Origin of the sequence: Streptomyces sp. NPDC086080 (assembly GCF_044540255.1) — a bacterium.
Classification (GTDB): Bacteria; Actinomycetota; Actinomycetes; order Streptomycetales; family Streptomycetaceae; genus Streptomyces.
On record NZ_JBITRU010000012.1, the window covers coordinates 1 to 16,840 of the forward strand.

The following is a 16,840-nucleotide window of genomic DNA, read 5'->3' on the forward strand; positions in this document are numbered from 1 at the left end:
GCCCGGTTACATTCCGAACCCGGAAGCTAAGCCTTACAGCGCCGATGGTACTGCAGGGGGGACCCTGTGGGAGAGTAGGACGCCGCCGAACAATCATTGGAGAAAGCCCCCGTGCCATTCGGCACGGGGGCTTTCTGCGTTTGGGGTGCCCTCAGGGGACCCTCCATCCCCCGCCTTTCCGTGAGCTACAGACGTCCTGCCGACTTCAAGGCCAGATACGCGTCCGCGAGTGCCGGCGCGAGTTCCTCCGGGGTCGCGTCCACGACCGTGACACCGCGCCGACGGAGTTGTTCCGCGGTGCGGTCGCGCTCCGCGTGCGCCTGGGCGGCTGCCGCCGCCTCGTACACGGCGTCGATGTCTCCACGTGCCGTGGCCATCGAGGCGATGTGCGGGTCCGCCACCGAGGCCAGGAGCACCGTATGGCGCTGCGTCAGGCGACCCAGGACCGGCAGCAGGCCCTCCTCGATGGGTGCCGCGTCGAGCGTGGTGAGCAGCACGACGAGGGAGCGCCGGGGTGAGGTACGGAGGGCCGTCGCCGTCAGTCCCCGTGCGTCGGTTTCGACGAGTTCGGGTTCGAGCGTGGCCATGGCGTTGACGAGGGACGGAAGGACATCGCCCGCTGTGCGGCCCTGGACGAGGGCGCGCAGGCGACGGTCGTAGGCGAGGAGGTCGACGCGGTCCCCGGCGCGGGTGGCCAGGGCTCCGAGGAGCAGGGCCGCGTCCATGGAGGCGTCCAGGCGGGGGACGTCACCGACCCGGCCCGCGGAGGTGCGGCCGGTGTCGAGGACCAGCAGGATGTGGCGGTCGCGTTCGGGACGCCAGGTGCGTACGGCGACCGTGGACTGACGGGCGGTGGCACGCCAGTCGATGGAGCGGGTGTCGTCGCCGGGGAGGTAGTCGCGCAGGCTGTCGAACTCGGTTCCCTCGCCGCGGGTCAGCACACTGGTGCGGCCGTCCAGCTCACGCAGACGGGCCAGCTTGGACGGCAGATGCTTGCGGCTGGTGAACGGCGGCAGGACACGCACCGTCCAAGGGACCCTGTGGGTGCCCTGGCGGGTGAAGAGACCGAGAGGGCCGTAGGAGCGGACGGTGACGCGGTCGGCCTGCCGGTCGCCACGGCGCGAGGGGCGCAGGCGGGTGATGGCGCGGCGGCGTTCTCCCGGAGGGACGACCAGACGGTGACGGGAGGCTGCCGCCTCCGTACCGGGCTGCCAGCTGCTCGGAGGCCAGGCGTCGCGGACGCGGGCGCGGAGCGGGCGCCGGGACGGGTTGGTGATCGTCAGGGTGATGTCGGCGGTGTCGCCGAGGCGTACGGAGGTGTCGCCGGAGCGGGTGAGGCCGAGCCGGCGTACCGGGGCGGCCAGCACGAAGTCGCAGGCGCAGGCGACCGCGAGGGGGGCGTTGACGGCGAGGATGCCGGTCCAGCCGGGATCCCAGAGGCCGACGGGAAGGGAGCCGAGTGCCGCGAGCAGGGCGGCGCGTCCGGTGGGGGCCATCAGCGGGGGACGGGGACGTGGGCGAGGATCGCGTTGATGACCGAGTCGGTCGTGACGCCCTCCATCTCGGCCTCCGGGCGGAGCTGCACCCGGTGGCGGAGGGTGGGCAGGGCGAGGGCCTTCACATCGTCGGGGATGACGTAGTCGCGGCCGGTGAGCCAGGCCCAGGCGCGGGCGGTGGCGAGCAGCGCGGTGGCGCCTCGCGGGGAGACGCCGAGGGTGAGGGACGGTGATTCGCGGGTGGCGCGGCAGATGTCGACGACGTAGGCGGTGATCTCGGGGGAGACCGTTGTCGCGGCGACCGCGCGGCGGGCGGCTTCCAGGTCGGCTGCGTTCGCGACGGGGCGTACGCCGGCGGCGCGCAGGTCGCGCGGGTTGAAGCCCTCGGCATGGCGGGTGAGGACGTCGATCTCGTCCTGGCGGGAGGGCAGGGGGATGGTGAGCTTGAGGAGGAAGCGGTCGAGCTGGGCTTCGGGGAGGGGGTAGGTGCCCTCGTACTCGACGGGGTTCTGGGTCGCGGCGACCAGGAACGGGTCGGGGAGGGGGCGTGCGGTGCCGTCGACGGTGACCTGGCGTTCCTCCATGGCTTCCAGCAGGGCGGACTGGGTCTTCGGAGGCGTGCGGTTGATCTCGTCCGCGAGGAGGAGGTGGGTGAAAACCGGGCCGGGCTGGAAGGAGAACTCGGCGGTGCGGGCGTCGTAGACCAGGGATCCGGTGATGTCGCCCGGCATGAGGTCGGGGGTGAACTGGACGCGCTTGGTGTCGAGTTCCAGGGTGGCGGCGAGGGCACGGACGAGGAGGGTCTTGGCGACGCCGGGGACGCCTTCGAGCAGGACGTGGCCGCGGCAGAGCAGGGCGACGACGAGGCCGGTCACCGCGGGGTCCTGGCCGACCACGGCCTTGGCGATCTCGGCACGCAGGGCCTCCAGGGATGCCCGGGCGGCGGCCGGATCCCCGGTGTGCGCGGCGTTGTCAGTGGTCGGGTCCATCATGGACGGCGTACCTCTCTTTCGAGGGCGTCGAGTTGGTCGGCGAGCCGGATGAGGGCTGTGTCGTCGCCGGGGGGCGGGCCGAAGAGGAGGGGGTGGAGGGACAGTCCGTCGCCCTGGAGGTGGGCGGACAGGGCGGGGAGCAGAGCCTCGGGTGCGTGTGCCTGGGGGGCGGGGACGCCGACGAGGGGGGCGAGGCGGGTGCGCGTGGCGGTGCGAAGAGCGGTGGCCGCGCGGTCGCGGGCGTTCACCCTGCGGTAGAGGCGGGCGCGTCCTTCGACGGTCTCCGAGGCACGGATCGCGACGGGAAGGTTTTCCGGGACCAGGGGGCCGAGTCGGCGTGCCCGCCACAGGGCGGCCAGGGCTGCCGCGACGAAGAGTTGCAGGGTGCCCCAGAGCCAGCCGGAGGGGAGTAGTTCGAAGAAACCGCGCTCGCCCTCTGCGGAGGCGGCCGAGGAGTCGGCGAGCGAGGGGAGGTACCAGACCAGATGCGGGCGGGAGCCGAGGAGCTGCAGGGCGAGCGAGGCGTTTCCGTGCTGGTCCAGGCGGTTGTTGAGGAGGATGTCGGGCGAGCCGAGGACGACGGTGTCGCCGTCTCCGGAGGGAGCCGGGAGGCGCAGCAGGGTCGCCAGGCGCTGGCTGGGATAGCACTCGTCGGCGTCGAGGCGGAGGCTGGTGTAGCGGATGCCGCCCGTGTCGGCGGTGCCCGCGCGGCGGGCGGCGGGCAGCTCGCAGTCGGGGGAGAGAGTGGAGTCGAAGCTGGTGACGGGGTCCGCGACGACGCCGGGGGCGAGGCGTTCCACGGAGGGGCTGCCGGCGGAGACGAGGACGGTGCGGCCGCCGGAGCGGACGAAGACCGAGTGCAGCCTGGTCTGCTGACTGGGAGTCAGCAGGTCGGGGACCGCCACCAGGAGCGTGGTGTCGGGGCCGGCCGCGTCGGCGGCCTCGTCGAGGGTGGTGACCACGCGGGTGTCCACGCCGCGGTCGGCCAGCAGCTCGGCGACGGCCCGGCTGCCGTACGGCTCGGCGGAGCGTGGGTCGAGTTCGCCGTGGCGGGCGTCGGAGCGGACCACGGCGATGGCGACGGCGGCCGCGAGCAGCAGTACCAGCCCGAGGGCGATGCCGCGCGTGCGGGTCCACACCTGGCGGGCGGTGGGCGAGGCCGAGGTGGACGGGAGCGTGACCTCGGTCGTCATCCGGCGGCTCCCCGGCGGGTGTCGGTGTCCGTGCCCCGGGTGCTGCCGCTGGTGCTGCTCGCGAGCTGTGGCCGGGTGCGTTCCAGGTCGCGGTCGAGTTCGGCGATCTGCCGGTACGACTGCGGTGTCGCGGCCCTGCCGCCGTATGTGACGTCGTCGAAGACGCGGGCGGCGGTGTGCAGACGGTCGGTGTGGGCGGGCAGGGCTCGGCCGGCTTCCGCGGCGGCCTCGTCGGCGGTGCGGCCGGGGCGGATGTCGAGCAGGGCGCGTTCCTCCAGGGCGCGGACGATGGCCCGCATGCGTTCCTGGACGGCCTGGATCCAGTGGCCCTGGGCGGCGTGCGCCTCGGCGGCCGCGCGGTGTTCGGCGGCGCTGCGGGGGCGGTCGTCGAACAGGGCCGGTGCGGATGCCGGCCGGCGGCGCGGGGTGCCCAGGCGCCACCACAGGGCGCCCAGGACGGCGATCACGGCGGCGACGACGACGAACAGGCCGAGTGCGCCGCCGGGGGTCGCGGTGGAGGCGGTGTCGAAGAGAGTGCCGACCCAGTCCCAGAAGGCATCGAGGGCCCGCTGGTACCAGCTGGGGTCGTTCTCGTGGTACATGCGTTTGGACAGCTCGCGCCGGGCCGCCTCCCGCGCGGGGTCACGCGGGACGGTGACGGGCGGCTCGTCGCCGTCCAGCAGCAGGCGCACGGCCGCGTCGACCGCGGGCCGCACGCCTGCGCCTGTGCCTGTGAGAACTCCCCCCGTGGCGGTCACCGCATCAGCTCCCCGGGACGGTGCCGGGAGCGTGGTCCTTGACGCCTGCCGCGCGGACCAGTTCGAGGTCGAGGGCCTCGCGGCGGATGCGCTGGTCGATGTAGAGCAGCACGGTGACGCCGGCGGTGATCGGGAACGTGATCATGGTGCCGATGACCGAGCCGATGCCGCTGATGATGAGGAACGTCCAGCCGATGTCGCCGCCGGCGCTGTTCAGGAAGCCGGTGACGCCGTCCCCGCTGAGGGCCGCGGCGAGGAAGGTGAAGGGGATGACGACGATCGACGCGACGATGTACGCGATGATCGTCGCGAGGAGCTGGATGCCGAAGATCCGCCACCACGAGCCGCGGACCAGTTTGGCGGAGCGGCTCATCGCCTTCAGGATGCCCTGCTTCTCCAGCATCAGGGTGGGCGAGGCCAGGGAGAAGCGGACCATCAGCCAGACGGCGACCACGCCGGCGCCGATGAGGCCGAGGACGGTGAGGCCCACGCCCACCTCGCTGCCGGCCGCCAAGGTCACGAGGAAACCGGGCAGGGCGCCCACGGTGACGATGCCGGCGGTGATGAGCAGCAGCAGGCAGATCAGGCCGAACAGTCCGACGGTCTGAGGGCGTGCGTCGCGCCAGGCCTCGCCGGTGGTGACGGATTTCCCGAGTACCGCGCGGCTGGTGACGGTGGTGAGCAGGGCGGTGGCGGCGACCGTGCCGACCAGGGTGATCAGGAAGATCACGCCGGAGTTGAGCAGGGCGTCGCCCATGGCGTCGGTCAGCTCACCGAGGGTGGCGCTGGGGTCGTTGAGCACCTCGGTGCTCGTGTTGTCCAGGACGAGGCCCTGGAGCAGGACGACGACGATCTCGGTGAGGACGGCGACGGTGAGGGAGATGCCGAGGACGGTGCGCCAGTAGGTGCGCATGGTGGTGACGGCGCCGTCGAGGATCTCGCCGACACCGAGCGGGCGGAGGGGGATGACGCCGGGCTTGGCCGCGGGCGGCGGGCCTCCCCAGCCGCTGCCCCAGCCCCCTCCGGAGGCACCGTGACCGCCGTAGCCGCCGCCGGGTCCGCCGGGGGGCGGGGTGCCCCAGCCCGGGCCGGACCGGGGCGGCGGAGTGGGGCCGGGGCCGGTGGAGCCGGGGCCCGTGGGGCCGGGGTGGCCGGTGGGCGCGGACCACTGGCCGGCCGGCGGCTGCTCCTTGGACCATTTCACGCCGGGGTCCTGCGGGGCCCGGCCCGGCTCCTGGGGCCGGTCCGCGGCGGGGTGCTCGGGGTCGGGGTCCGGGCGGCCGACGGGCCCGGCAGGTCCGGACGCATCCGGTTCCTGCCCCTCGGACGGGGCGGATCCGGGCGAGGCCCAGCCCGGAGTGTCTTTCATCGTCGCTCCTTCACGGTGCCCGTCCGCGGTCGCGGCGGCAGCTTGGCAGCCATCGTGCCATGGGGTGGTCATGCAGGGACCTGCCGAGGTGAGGGCTGTGTACCTTCATTTGTCGGCGTGAGGGGGCAGACTGGCCGCATGGCTGATCAGTACGCGCACAGCGGCGACAACAAGCGGCCGGCCGGGATTCCGGCACTGCGCTGGGAAGAGCCCCCCGAAGGCCCCGTCCTGGTCCTGCTCGACCAGACGAGGCTGCCGGCCGAGGAGGTCGAACTCGTCTGTACGGACGCGCCCGCGCTGGTGGAGGCGATCCGCTCGCTCGCCGTGCGCGGCGCTCCGCTGCTGGGCATCGCGGGCGCCTACGGTGTCGCGCTCGCGGCGGTCCGGGGCTTCGACGTGGACGATGCGGCGGGGGCGCTGGAGAGCGCCCGGCCCACCGCGGTGAACCTGGCCGTCGGTGTGCGTCGGGCGCACGCCGCCCACCAGGACGTACTCGCCCGCGGCGGGGACGCACGGCAGGCGGCCGGGGCCGCACTGGCCGCGGCGCGCCGGCTGCACCAGGAGGACGCCGAGGCCAGCGCCCGGATGGCCGAGCACGGGCTGGCGCTGCTCGACGAGCTGCTGCCCGGCGGCGGCCACCGCATCCTCACGCACTGCAACACGGGTTCGCTGGTCTCGGGCGGTGAGGGGACGGCGTTCGCGGTGGCGCTGGCGGCCCACCGTGTGGGGCGGCTGCGGCGCCTGTGGGTGGACGAAACGCGTCCGTTGCTGCAAGGTGCTCGCCTGACGGCATACGAGGCGGCTCGCAGCGGCATGGCGTACACCTTGCTCACCGACAACGCGGCGGGATCGCTGTTCGCGGCGGGTGAGGTGGACGCGGTGCTCATCGGGGCGGACCGCATCGCGGCCGATGGTTCGGTGGCGAACAAGGTGGGGAGCTATCCGCTCGCGGTGCTCGCGCGGTACCACCATGTGCCGTTCATCGTGGTGGCACCGGTGACGACCGTGGATCCGGCGACGCCGGACGGGGCGTCCATCGAGGTGGAGCAGCGCCCCGGGCATGAAGTGACGGAGATCACAGCGCCGCAGGTGCCGGTGGCCGGGACGGAAGCGGGAGGCGGGATTCCGGTGGCACCCCTGGGGACCCAGGCGTACAACCCGGCGTTCGACGTGACACCGCCGGAGTTGGTGACGGCGATCGTCACCGAGGAAGGCGCTGTTTCGCCCGTGACGAACGAGGGTCTGGCCGCTCTGTGCGCCAGGTCGCGACAGGTAACTATGAGCTAATGGGATGATGTCGTTTATGAAGGGACGAGTCCTTGTCGTCGACGACGACAGCGCACTGGCCGAGATGCTCGGCATCGTGCTGCGCGGTGAAGGTTTTGAGCCGTCTTTCGTAGCCGACGGCGACAAGGCGCTGGCCGCCTTTCGCGAGACCAAACCCGATCTTGTACTGCTGGACCTGATGCTGCCCGGCCGGGACGGCATCGAGGTGTGCCGCCTGATCAGGGCGGAGTCCGGGGTGCCGATCGTGATGCTCACGGCGAAGAGCGACACCGTCGATGTGGTGGTGGGCCTGGAGTCCGGGGCCGACGACTACATCGTCAAGCCGTTCAAGCCGAAGGAGCTGGTGGCCCGGATCCGGGCACGGCTGCGCAGGTCGGAGGAGCCCGCGCCGGAGCAGCTCGCCATAGGCGATCTGGTGATCGACGTGGCCGGGCACTCCGTGAAGCGGGACGGGCAGTCCATCGCGCTGACGCCGCTGGAGTTCGACCTGCTGGTCGCGCTCGCCCGCAAGCCGTGGCAGGTGTTCACGCGTGAGGTGCTGCTCGAGCAGGTCTGGGGCTACCGCCACGCGGCGGACACCCGGCTGGTGAACGTTCATGTGCAGCGGCTGCGCTCCAAGGTCGAGAAGGACCCGGAGAAGCCGGAGATCGTGGTGACCGTCCGTGGTGTCGGATACAAGGCAGGACCGAGCTGACATGTCCGGTGACAGTGCCGCTTCGGCGCCCGGCCGGTCCGGGGGCCGTCCGGGGCGGCCTGTCGGCCGGAAAACGACCGGCTCCCGCTGGGCACGCCTGCTCGAGGGCGGGCTGCTGCAGGGCGGGGTCCAGGGCAGCCCGGTCATCCGCCTGTTCATGCGCTGGGTGCGCAGGCCGCTGCTGCCCGTCATGCGGCTGTGGCGGCGCAACATCCAGCTCAAGGTCGTCGCCACCACCCTGCTGATGTCGCTGGGCGTGGTCCTGCTGCTGGGCTTCGTCGTCATCGGTCAGGTGCGCAACGGTCTGCTGGACGCCAAGGTGAAGGCATCCCAGAGCCAGGCCACCGGCGGATTCGCGGTGGCCCGGCAGCAGGCCGAGGAGGCCGTGAGCGTCACGGGAGACGAGGGCACCGCGGCGGACGGCCGGCCCTCGCAGAGCGTCATCCAGTGGATGAGCGACCTCGTGGAATCGCTCTCCAGCGGTGGTCAGGGCGCCTTCGACGTGGTGACCCTGCCCGCGGGCGACGCGAGCGGCAGCGGACGCGGACCGCGCGCCTCCGGTCAGGTCAATCCGACGGACAGTGTGCCCGCGGCGCTGCGGGAGCGGATCAACAGCAGTGTGTCGGCGGCACAGAGCTACACGCGCGTCGTCTACGACTCCGACAAGGAGTCCCAGCCCGCCCTGGTCATCGGCAAGCAGGTCAACGACCCCAACGGCGACCCGTACCAGCTGTACTACCTCTTCCCGCTCACCCAGGAGGAGAAGTCGCTGAGTCTGGTCAAGGGCACTCTGGCGACCGCCGGGCTGTTCGTCGTCGTCCTCCTGGGCGCGATCGCCTGGCTCGTCGTGCGCCAGGTCGTCACCCCGGTGCGGATGGCGGCGGGGATCGCCGAGAGGCTGTCCGCCGGGCGGCTCCAGGAACGTATGAAGGTCACCGGCGAGGACGACATCGCGCGGCTCGGCGAGGCCTTCAACAAGATGGCCCAGAACCTCCAGCTGAAGATCAGCCAGCTGGAGGACCTGTCGCGGATGCAGCGCCGGTTCGTGTCCGACGTGTCGCACGAACTGCGGACCCCGCTGACGACCGTGCGGATGGCGGCGGACGTCATCCACGAGGCGCGCGAGGACTTCGACCCGGTCACCGCGCGGTCGGCCGAACTGCTCGCCGACCAACTGGACCGGTTCGAGTCGCTGCTCGCGGACCTGCTCGAGATCAGCCGCTTCGACGCGGGCGCCGCAGCGCTGGAGGCCGAGCCGATAGACCTGCGCGAGGTCGTACGGCGGGTGGTCGGCGGGGCGGAGCCGCTCGCCGACCGCAAGGGCACCCTGATCCGGATCACCGGCAACCAGCAGCCGGTCGTCGCCGAGGCCGACGCACGGCGCGTGGAACGGGTACTGCGCAACCTGGTCGTCAACGCGGTGGAGCACGGCGAGGGCAAGGACGTCGTCGTCAAGCTGGCCGCGGCCGGTGGCGCGGTGGCGGTGGCCGTGCGCGACTACGGCGTGGGGCTCAAGCCCGGTGAGGCGACCCGGGTCTTCAGCCGCTTCTGGCGGGCCGACCCGGCCCGCGCGCGCACCACCGGCGGTACGGGGCTGGGGCTGTCCATCGCCCTGGAGGACGCGCGGCTGCACGGCGGCTGGCTCCAGGCGTGGGGCGAGCCGGGCGGCGGTTCGCAGTTCCGGCTGACGCTGCCCCGCACCGCGGACGAACCCCTGAGGGGATCTCCGATACCCCTGGAGCCCAAGGACTCGCGGCGCAACCGCGGGCTGGACGACGCCGGCCTGCCCCGTGGCGGCGGGGACGGCGGGAAGAGCGCCACGGTGCCGGTGCGCCGGCCGGGCGCCGACGAGCCGGCCCGGGACCCGTTCGCACTGCCGCCCACGGCCGTTCCTCCCACGGCCGACCCCACCGCCCTGCCCGGCAGCGGCGCACGCGTGGTGGCCCGGTCCGGGAGTACGCGCATGACACCCGGAGGGCCGGCCGAGGGCGGTCCGTCACACGGCGGGGGCGAGGACGACGACCCGGCCGCGCGGCGCCCGTCCGGGGGAGCCGCGGAGCCGGAGCGGGAGTCCGGCGGCGAGGGGCGCGGCGACGACAGCGCGGCGCGAGGTGCACAGAGGGACGGGGAGGCATCGCGTGGGCGGTGATCGCGCGGGGCGCGGCCGGGGGATATCGGTACGGAAGGCGGCGTACGCGGCCGGCGGGGTCGTCCTGCTGGCCGGGTGCGCCTCGATGCCCGACACCGGCGATCTGAGAGGCGTCGAGTCCACGCCCCGGCAGGAGGCCCAGGTGCGGGTGTTCGCCATGCCGCCGAGTGAGGACGCCACCCCCACACAGATCGTCCAGGGCTTTCTGGAGGCTCTGACCAGCGACGATCCGAACTACAAGACCGCGCGGCAGTATCTGACCCCCGAAGCGGCGAAGACCTGGCAGCCGGAGCAGTCCACCACCGTGCTGTCGAACGGGCCGGGTGCCCAGGCCGACCGTCCGGACCGGGAGGACACCGGTGCCCTGTCCTACACCCTGACCGGCACCAAGGTCGCCACCGTCGACGCACAGCAGTCGTACGCGCCGGATTCCGGGCGGTACGACAAGATCGTCCATCTCACCAAGGACGCGAAGAGCGGCCAGTGGCGCATCGACGTGGTGCCGCAGGGTGTCGTCATGGGCAAGTCGGACTTCCAGCGCAACTACATGTCCGTCAACAAGTACTACTTCGCCTCGAACAGCACGGCCACCGCCGCCACGGAGCTGCCGATGGCGGTCGCCGATCCCGTCTACGTGCGCAGGCACGTCGACCCCACCACCCGGATGGTGCGCTCCCTCATCGGCGGGCCCACCAGCTGGCTGCAACCCGTCGTCCGCTCGGGTTTCCCCACCGGGACGGCGCTGCGGAAGGGCGCGGAACAGCTCACACCGGACGACCGGGGCCGGCTGACCGTGCCGCTCAACGACAGCGCGGCCGAGGCCGGCACCCGCCAGTGCGGGGAGATGGCGGCGCAACTGCTGTTCACCCTGCGCGGCCTCAGCCCCGCGGTGGAGGAGGTCGAGCTGCGGGCCGGCGGCGGACAGTTGTGCTCGCTCGACCGGGAGGCCGTCGAGAACGTGGCCACCCGGGGCGCGCTGTACACGCCCGACCACCTGTACTTCGTCGACAAGCAACACCGGCTCGCGCGGATCGCCGCGGGCAGCAGCGACACGGAGCCGGACCCGGTGCCGGGGGCGCTGGGCGAGGGCGGGACGACGCTGCGTTCGGTGGCGGTGGCACGGGACGAGCGCACCGCGGCCGGGGTCGGGATCGACGGCAAGTCGCTGTTCGTCACCTCTCTGGTGTCCGGCAGTTCCCTCGGGGAGCCCGTCCTGAGCAGTCAGGGCAGGACCGAGGAGGACCGGCTGACCACCCCCAGCTGGGACGCGCAGGGCGGACTGTGGGTCGCCGACCGTGATCCCGGCAATCCGGGGCTGTACCTGCTGGAGGAGGGCAAGGGCGAGCCGCTCGAAGTGCGGACGCCGGGGCTGGACGGCCGGGTGCGGGCGGTCCGGGTGGCCGCCGACGGGGTACGGATCGCGCTCGTGGTGGAGCAGGGCGACCGGCGGTCCCTGCTGATCGGGCGGATCGAGCGGACCAGGAAGGACGACGGCGCGGACGGTGTGCCGAGCGGTGTGCGTCCGCCGGTCACCGTGCTGGACCTGCGCTCGGCGACGCCCGAGCTGGAGCAGGTCACGGCCATGTCGTGGGCCGGGGACAGCCGGCTCGTGGTGGTCGGGCGCGAGCAGGGGGGCGTGGAGCAGATGAAGTACGTCGAGGTCGACGGCTCCACGCCGGATGTGACGCCGCCCGCCGCACTGACCGGGGTCAAGGCCGTCACCGCCTCCGAGGACGAGCTGACACCGCTGGTGGCGGACTCCGTGGACGGCATCGTACGGCTGCCCTCCGGGGCCCAGTGGCAGAAGGTCACGGAGGGCACGGCGCCCGTCTATCCGGGCTGAGCCGGCTTCGCCCGGCCGGGCCGCGCGGGTTGTCCACAGGGGTGGCCCGGCGGGGCGGGTGCCTGCACAGTGGGGCTCATGCGGGACTGGTGGCACGACCTCACCGACCTGGTGCTCCCTGCCGAGTGCGGCGGATGCGGCAGGCTCCGCACGGTCCTGTGCGCCGGGTGCCGTACGGCGCTGAGCGGGGGCCTGCCGGGCAGGGTGCGGCCGGCACCCGAACCGGCCGGGCTGCCGCCGGTGCACGCGGCGGCGCGGTACGCGGACGAGGTGCGGGCGGCGCTGCTCGCGCACAAGGAACGGGGCGCCCTGGCCCTCTCCAGGCCGCTCGGCGCGGCCCTGGCGGGCGCGGTGCGGGCAGGGCTGCGCGCGGCTCGTACGGGCGTTCCCGGGGGCCCGGACGCGGCGTCGCACCCGGGCCCCGGTGCGGGGGGTGACCCCGTGCTGCTCGTCCCCGTGCCCTCCGCGCGGCGGACCGTGCGGGCCCGTGGGCACGATCCCGCCCGGCGGATCGCCTACGCGGCGGCGGGTGAGCTCCGGCGGGCGGGGGTACCCGTTCGCGTACTACCCGCCCTGTGGCAACGGCGGGGCGTGGCCGACCAGTCGGGGCTCGGCTCCCGGCAGCGGCTGGCCAACCTCGCGGGCGCGCTGACCGTGGCTCCGGGGTGCGGGCGGCTGCTCTCCGGAGGCCGGGTCATGCTGGTCGACGACCTGATGACGACGGGGGCGTCGCTCGCCGAGGCGGCACGCGCGGTGCGGACGGCGCGGGCCGGACCGGACGCGGAATCGAGTATTTCGGGGCCTACGTTCGTGTACCTGGGTGAGACGTGGGAAAGGAGAGGAGAACAACGGAACGGACCAGCTCAACAGAGGACGCGTCGGTGGTCCGGTCGGCCGCCGGAACCGGGGGTCGCGGACCGTGCCGACGGGATCGTCGGCGTGGTGTGCGCCGCCGTTGTCGCGGCGCCACCGGATGCTTTCGAAATACATCGGAACTGACTGAGAACGTGCGTCGTTGCAGGTTGTGAGAGGGGTAATTCCCCTGAACGGAGGTACGGCGCAGTAGAGGGTGACGCCATCCGCCCGGGCGAGATATGTTCGGTCGTGAGGGAAAGCCGCAGGCCACACCTCACGAATCCGATTGCCGTGCTGCGGGTTTTTCGTGAATCACCCGCGCCGGTGGACTGGAGATCTCGCTCCTGGGGGAGGAGGTGGACGTCACCGAGTCCGCGGCTCCGGACGTCACCGGGGCCTGGTGCAAAAGGGAGACACTCCGCACCGAGGCGGAGTGATCCGGGAACGGAGTTCTGCGTGGACATCGTCGTCAAGGGCCGCAAGACCGAGGTGCCCGAGCGGTTCCGGAAGCACGTGGCCGAGAAGCTGAACCTGGAGAAGATCCAGAAGCTCGATGGCAAGGTGATGAGCCTCGACGTCGAGGTGTCCAAGGAGCCCAACCCCCGACAGGCCGACCGCTGTGACCGAGTGGAGATCACGCTCCGCTCCCGCGGTCCGGTGATCCGGGCGGAGGCGTCGGCGAGTGACGCGTACGCGGCGCTCGACCTGGCGGCGGAGAAGCTGGACGCCCGGCTGCGCAAGCAGCACGACAAGCGTTTCTCGCGGCGCGGTGCGCGCAGGATCTCGGCCGCCGAGGTCCCCGACCACGTCCCGGGCGTGGCGACACTCAACGGGACCGGCGCGGGTGCCGCCCAGGAGGAGCCGGAGGCAGTCCCCACCAAGAGGATCGGCTCGCTCGAGGTGCAGGGTGAAGGCCCCCTCGTGGTCCGTGAGAAGACCCACGTGGCCGCGCCCATGACGCTCGACCAGGCGCTCTACGAGATGGAGCTGGTCGGGCACGACTTCTATCTGTTCGTCGACTCCGAGTCCAAGGAACCCAGCGTCGTCTACCGGCGCCACGCCTACGACTACGGCGTGATCCACCTCAGTACCGACACGATGGTCACCGAGGCCAACTCCCCCGAGGCGGGCGGAACACTCGGCGGCTGATCCGCCCCGCGACAGCACAGCCGGTGCCCCTGGTGCGCGTGTGCGCCCCCAGGGGCACCGGCGTGCGCCCACCGGGGACCCGCACCGGCACCCCGGTGTCGTCCGGGCATGGAATCATGGCGGCAACGGCCCAACCGGTGGGTCGTTGCCTTGGGTTGGCGATGGTCGGGACCACAGGCCACAGCCTTCAGGGGGAGGAACGATGGCGGACAGCTTCGGACCGATGCAGGACGAGGATGCCGACGGCGGCGTCGTCGGCATGGGCCCGGACGCGGACACACCACGCAAGGAGCCGATCAGAGTCCTTGTGGTGGACGATCACGCGCTGTTCCGCCGCGGACTGGAGATCGTGCTCGCGGCCGAGGAGGACATCCAGGTCGTCGGCGAGGCGGGGGACGGCGCCGAGGCCGTGGAGAAGGCGGCCGACCTGCTGCCGGACATCATCCTGATGGACGTGCGGATGCCCAAGCGGGGCGGGATCGAGGCCTGCACCTCCATCAAGGAGGTGGCTCCGAGCGCGAAGATCATCATGCTGACGATCAGCGACGAGGAAGCCGATCTCTACGACGCCATCAAGGCGGGAGCGACCGGCTACCTCCTCAAGGAGATCTCCACGGACGAGGTGGCCACCGCCATTCGCGCGGTGGCCGACGGACAGTCCCAGATCAGTCCGTCCATGGCGTCGAAACTGCTCACCGAGTTCAAGTCGATGATCCAGCGGACCGACGAGCGCCGTCTCGTGCCCGCGCCCCGGCTGACGGACCGTGAGCTGGAGGTCCTCAAGCTGGTGGCCACGGGGATGAACAACCGTGACATCGCCAAGGAGTTGTTCATCTCCGAGAACACGGTGAAGAACCACGTGCGCAACATCCTGGAGAAGCTGCAACTGCACTCCAGGATGGAGGCGGTGGTCTACGCGATGCGGGAGAAGATCCTCGAGATCCGCTGAGACCTCGCCGGTCCGGGCCGGGGGCTCAGGCCAGGGACCGGGCGAGCTCCACGGTGAGGGCCTCGCGCAGCCCGGGTGCGTCGACCCGCTCCACCCGGACATCGGTGCAGTCCACCCATCCAGCGGCCTCCACCAGGGCCTGGGCCACGGCCGGGACCGCCTTGCGGCCGTCCAGCGTGACCTGCTTGGCCACCAGCGTGCGGCCCTCACGGGCCGGGTCGACCCGGCCGACGAGCCGGCCGCCCGCGAGGACGGGCATCGCGAAGTAGCCGTGCACCCGCTTGGGCTTGGGGACGTAGGCCTCCAGGCGGTGGGTGAAGCCGAAGATCCGCTCCGTGCGCGCCCGTTCCCAGACCAGGGAGTCGAACGGCGACAGCAGTGTCGTACGGTGCCGGCCGCGCGGCGGGGCCGCCAGGGCGGCCGGATCGGCCCAGGCCGGCTTGGACCAGCCCGTCACCGTCACCGGGACCAGACCCGAATCGGCGACCACGGCGTCGAACTGCTCGCCCTTGAGACGGTGGTAGTCGGCGATGTCCGCGCGCGTCCCGACGCCGAGGGACCGGCCCGCCAGCCGGACCAGGCGGCGCAGGCACTCGGCGTCGTCCGGCTCGTCGTCCAGCAACTCCACCGGGACGGCACGCTCGGCCAGGTCGTAGACCCGCTTCCAGCCGCGGCGCTCGACGCACACCACCTCGCCGTACATCAGCGCCCGCTCGACGGCGACCTTGGTGCCGGACCAGTCCCACCACTCACTGGTGCGCTTGGCGCCGCCCAGTTCCGTGGCCGTGAGCGGGCCCTCCGCGCGGAGCTGCTTGATCACCTGGTCGTAGGTGCCGTCGGGCAGCTCGTGGTTCCAGTGCGGGCGGGCGCGGTAGGCGCGGCGGCGGAAGGCGAAATGCGGCCACTCCTCGATGGGGAGGACGCACGCGGCGTGCGACCAGTACTCGAACGCGCGCGGCGGCTCGGACTCCTGCTTCCAGTACGCCTGTTCGACGGTCCGGCGTCCGACCGCGCCCAGCCGGGCGTAGGGGATCAGCTCGTGGGAGCGGGCGAGGACGGAGATGGTGTCGAGCTGCACCGCGCCCAGGTGGCGGAGGACCCCCCGCACGCCGGAGCGGCGGTCGGGGGCGCCGAGGAAGCCCTGGGCGCGCAGGGCGATACGGCGGGCCTCGTCGGCCGAGAGTTCCATGGTCGGACGCGGGAGGGTCGTCATACGTCCGCACGATAGGGGGCCCCACTGACAAGCGGGGCCGGCCCGGGCGTCACCCGCGCCCCGGCACATAGGGCGCTGTGGAGGCGAGTCCCAGGTCGGAGGGGAGCAGGGAGCCCACCCAGCCGTCCCGCAGCACTCCCTTGTTGCTGAGCGAGGAGCGCAGGACGCCCTCGACGGTGAATCCGGCGCGCTCCGCCACCGCGCGGGAGGCGGTGTTGCCGACCTCCGCGCGCCATTCCATGCGGTCGACCGACAACCGGGTGAAGGCCCAGCGGGAGGCGGCGACGGTGGCCTCGGTCATGTAGCCGTTGCCGCGGTGCTCCTTCGCGCCCCAGAAGCCGATCTCGGCCGTCCCGAGGGAGTGCATGGTGAGGCTGAGCATGCCCGTCAGCTCCCCGGTGGGCAGGAAGACGCCGAAGGTGAACATTGAACCGTTCGCCCAGCCGTCGGGGACAATCTGCTCAGTGAACCCCCGCGCGTGCTCGGGAAGATACGGGGAGGGGATCGTGGTCCAGCGCTGGATGTCCGGGTCCTGACAGATCGCGTACACGGCGTCGGTCTCCGGCGGCCCGACGGGACGCAGCAGGAGACGACCGGTGGTGAGCGTGACGGGTTCCATCGGCCGATTCTGCTCGCGCGACGGCCGGCGGCGCCATCCCTTTCGCCGTGCGTGAGGGCGTGATCACCCTTCGCGTGATTCGCCGGGCCGGTGCGGCACCATCCGGCGGCCCCGGACGTTGTTCCTTCGAGGCGGCCGTGAGGCGGACGGGAAGCAGCCGACGGTCACCCCACGGCAGGCCTCCCGGCGTGGCGGGGTCCTCGCATACGATGGCCGTTGCTCAGTCAGTGAAATGGAAACCGACCGTCCCAGGCCCGACCGGCAAGGAGACCAA

14 protein-coding genes and 1 rRNA gene are annotated in these 16,840 nt (G+C 72.4%); 8 read left to right on the forward strand and 7 right to left on the reverse strand.

The annotated features are described in order from the left end of the window. Window positions 1-91: ribosomal RNA gene (gene rrf / locus ACIF9R_RS16495) — 5S ribosomal RNA — on the forward strand; the annotation flags it as partial. A 94-nt stretch (window positions 92-185) separates the two neighbouring features. Here the strand turns inward: rrf and ACIF9R_RS16500 are convergent. The 5 genes from ACIF9R_RS16500 to ACIF9R_RS16520 are packed head-to-tail and all read right to left on the reverse strand — an operon-like array spanning window position 186 to window position 5,808. Then, window positions 186-1,496 (reverse strand): DUF58 domain-containing protein, encoded by a 1,311-nt coding sequence (locus ACIF9R_RS16500; RefSeq protein WP_399980005.1) that lies wholly within the window; start codon window positions 1,494-1,496, stop codon window positions 186-188. Then, window positions 1,496-2,485 (reverse strand): AAA family ATPase, encoded by a 990-nt coding sequence (locus tag ACIF9R_RS16505; protein WP_399980407.1) that lies wholly within the window; start codon window positions 2,483-2,485, stop codon window positions 1,496-1,498. Before ACIF9R_RS16505 ends, ACIF9R_RS16500 begins: the two co-directional genes overlap by 1 nt. Beyond that, a complete protein-coding gene (locus tag ACIF9R_RS16510; RefSeq protein WP_399980008.1) occupies window positions 2,485-3,681 on the reverse strand; it encodes a DUF4350 domain-containing protein in 1,197 nt (398 codons plus the stop codon). Before ACIF9R_RS16510 ends, ACIF9R_RS16505 begins: the two co-directional genes overlap by 1 nt. Further along, window positions 3,678-4,439 (reverse strand): DUF4129 domain-containing protein, encoded by a 762-nt coding sequence (locus tag ACIF9R_RS16515; RefSeq protein ID WP_399980011.1) that lies wholly within the window; start codon window positions 4,437-4,439, stop codon window positions 3,678-3,680. The genes ACIF9R_RS16510 and ACIF9R_RS16515 overlap by 4 nt, the downstream gene beginning before the upstream one ends. Before the next feature lie 4 nt (window positions 4,440-4,443). Continuing rightward, window positions 4,444-5,808: a hypothetical protein gene (locus ACIF9R_RS16520; RefSeq protein ID WP_399980013.1), complete on the reverse strand. Its 1,365-nt coding sequence runs from the start codon at window positions 5,806-5,808 to the stop codon at window positions 4,444-4,446. 138 nt (window positions 5,809-5,946) lie between these two features. Between ACIF9R_RS16520 and mtnA the strand changes: the two genes are divergently transcribed. The 7 genes from mtnA to ACIF9R_RS16555 all read left to right on the forward strand — a co-directional run bounded on the left by mtnA (window position 5,947) and on the right by ACIF9R_RS16555 (window position 14,734). Then, window positions 5,947-7,095 carry an S-methyl-5-thioribose-1-phosphate isomerase gene (gene mtnA / locus ACIF9R_RS16525; protein WP_399980016.1) on the forward strand — a complete coding sequence of 383 codons (1,149 nt, stop codon included), beginning with the start codon at window positions 5,947-5,949 and terminating at the stop codon, window positions 7,093-7,095. A gap of 4 nt (window positions 7,096-7,099) precedes the next feature. Continuing rightward, entirely contained in the window at window positions 7,100-7,789 is a 690-nt protein-coding gene (gene mtrA, locus ACIF9R_RS16530; protein ID WP_004987303.1) for a two-component system response regulator MtrA, read from the forward strand. 1 nt (window position 7,790) lies between these two features. Next, window positions 7,791-9,938: an MtrAB system histidine kinase MtrB gene (gene mtrB, locus ACIF9R_RS16535; protein WP_399980019.1), complete on the forward strand. Its 2,148-nt coding sequence runs from the start codon at window positions 7,791-7,793 to the stop codon at window positions 9,936-9,938. Further along, window positions 9,928-11,781, forward strand: coding sequence for an LpqB family beta-propeller domain-containing protein (locus ACIF9R_RS16540; RefSeq protein WP_399980022.1), 1,854 nt, complete (start codon window positions 9,928-9,930; stop codon window positions 11,779-11,781). Before mtrB ends, ACIF9R_RS16540 begins: the two co-directional genes overlap by 11 nt. A gap of 78 nt (window positions 11,782-11,859) precedes the next feature. Continuing rightward, window positions 11,860-12,780 (forward strand): ComF family protein, encoded by a 921-nt coding sequence (locus ACIF9R_RS16545; protein WP_399980025.1) that lies wholly within the window; start codon window positions 11,860-11,862, stop codon window positions 12,778-12,780. A gap of 312 nt (window positions 12,781-13,092) precedes the next feature. Beyond that, entirely contained in the window at window positions 13,093-13,785 is a 693-nt protein-coding gene (gene hpf / locus ACIF9R_RS16550) for a ribosome hibernation-promoting factor, HPF/YfiA family (protein WP_399980028.1), read from the forward strand. 202 nt (window positions 13,786-13,987) lie between these two features. After that, on the forward strand, window positions 13,988-14,734 hold the full coding sequence (locus ACIF9R_RS16555) for a response regulator transcription factor (protein WP_190167302.1): 747 nt from the start codon (window positions 13,988-13,990) through the stop codon (window positions 14,732-14,734). A 25-nt stretch (window positions 14,735-14,759) separates the two neighbouring features. Here the strand turns inward: ACIF9R_RS16555 and ACIF9R_RS16560 are convergent, their stop codons facing one another. Together ACIF9R_RS16560 and ACIF9R_RS16565 are read right to left on the reverse strand one after the other, a co-directional pair. Beyond that, window positions 14,760-15,947 (reverse strand): winged helix-turn-helix domain-containing protein, encoded by a 1,188-nt coding sequence (locus tag ACIF9R_RS16560; protein WP_399980031.1) that lies wholly within the window; start codon window positions 15,945-15,947, stop codon window positions 14,760-14,762. A 49-nt stretch (window positions 15,948-15,996) separates the two neighbouring features. Beyond that, window positions 15,997-16,566: a GNAT family N-acetyltransferase gene (locus ACIF9R_RS16565; protein WP_399980034.1), complete on the reverse strand. Its 570-nt coding sequence runs from the start codon at window positions 16,564-16,566 to the stop codon at window positions 15,997-15,999. Window positions 16,567-16,840: the final 274 nt, after the last annotated feature.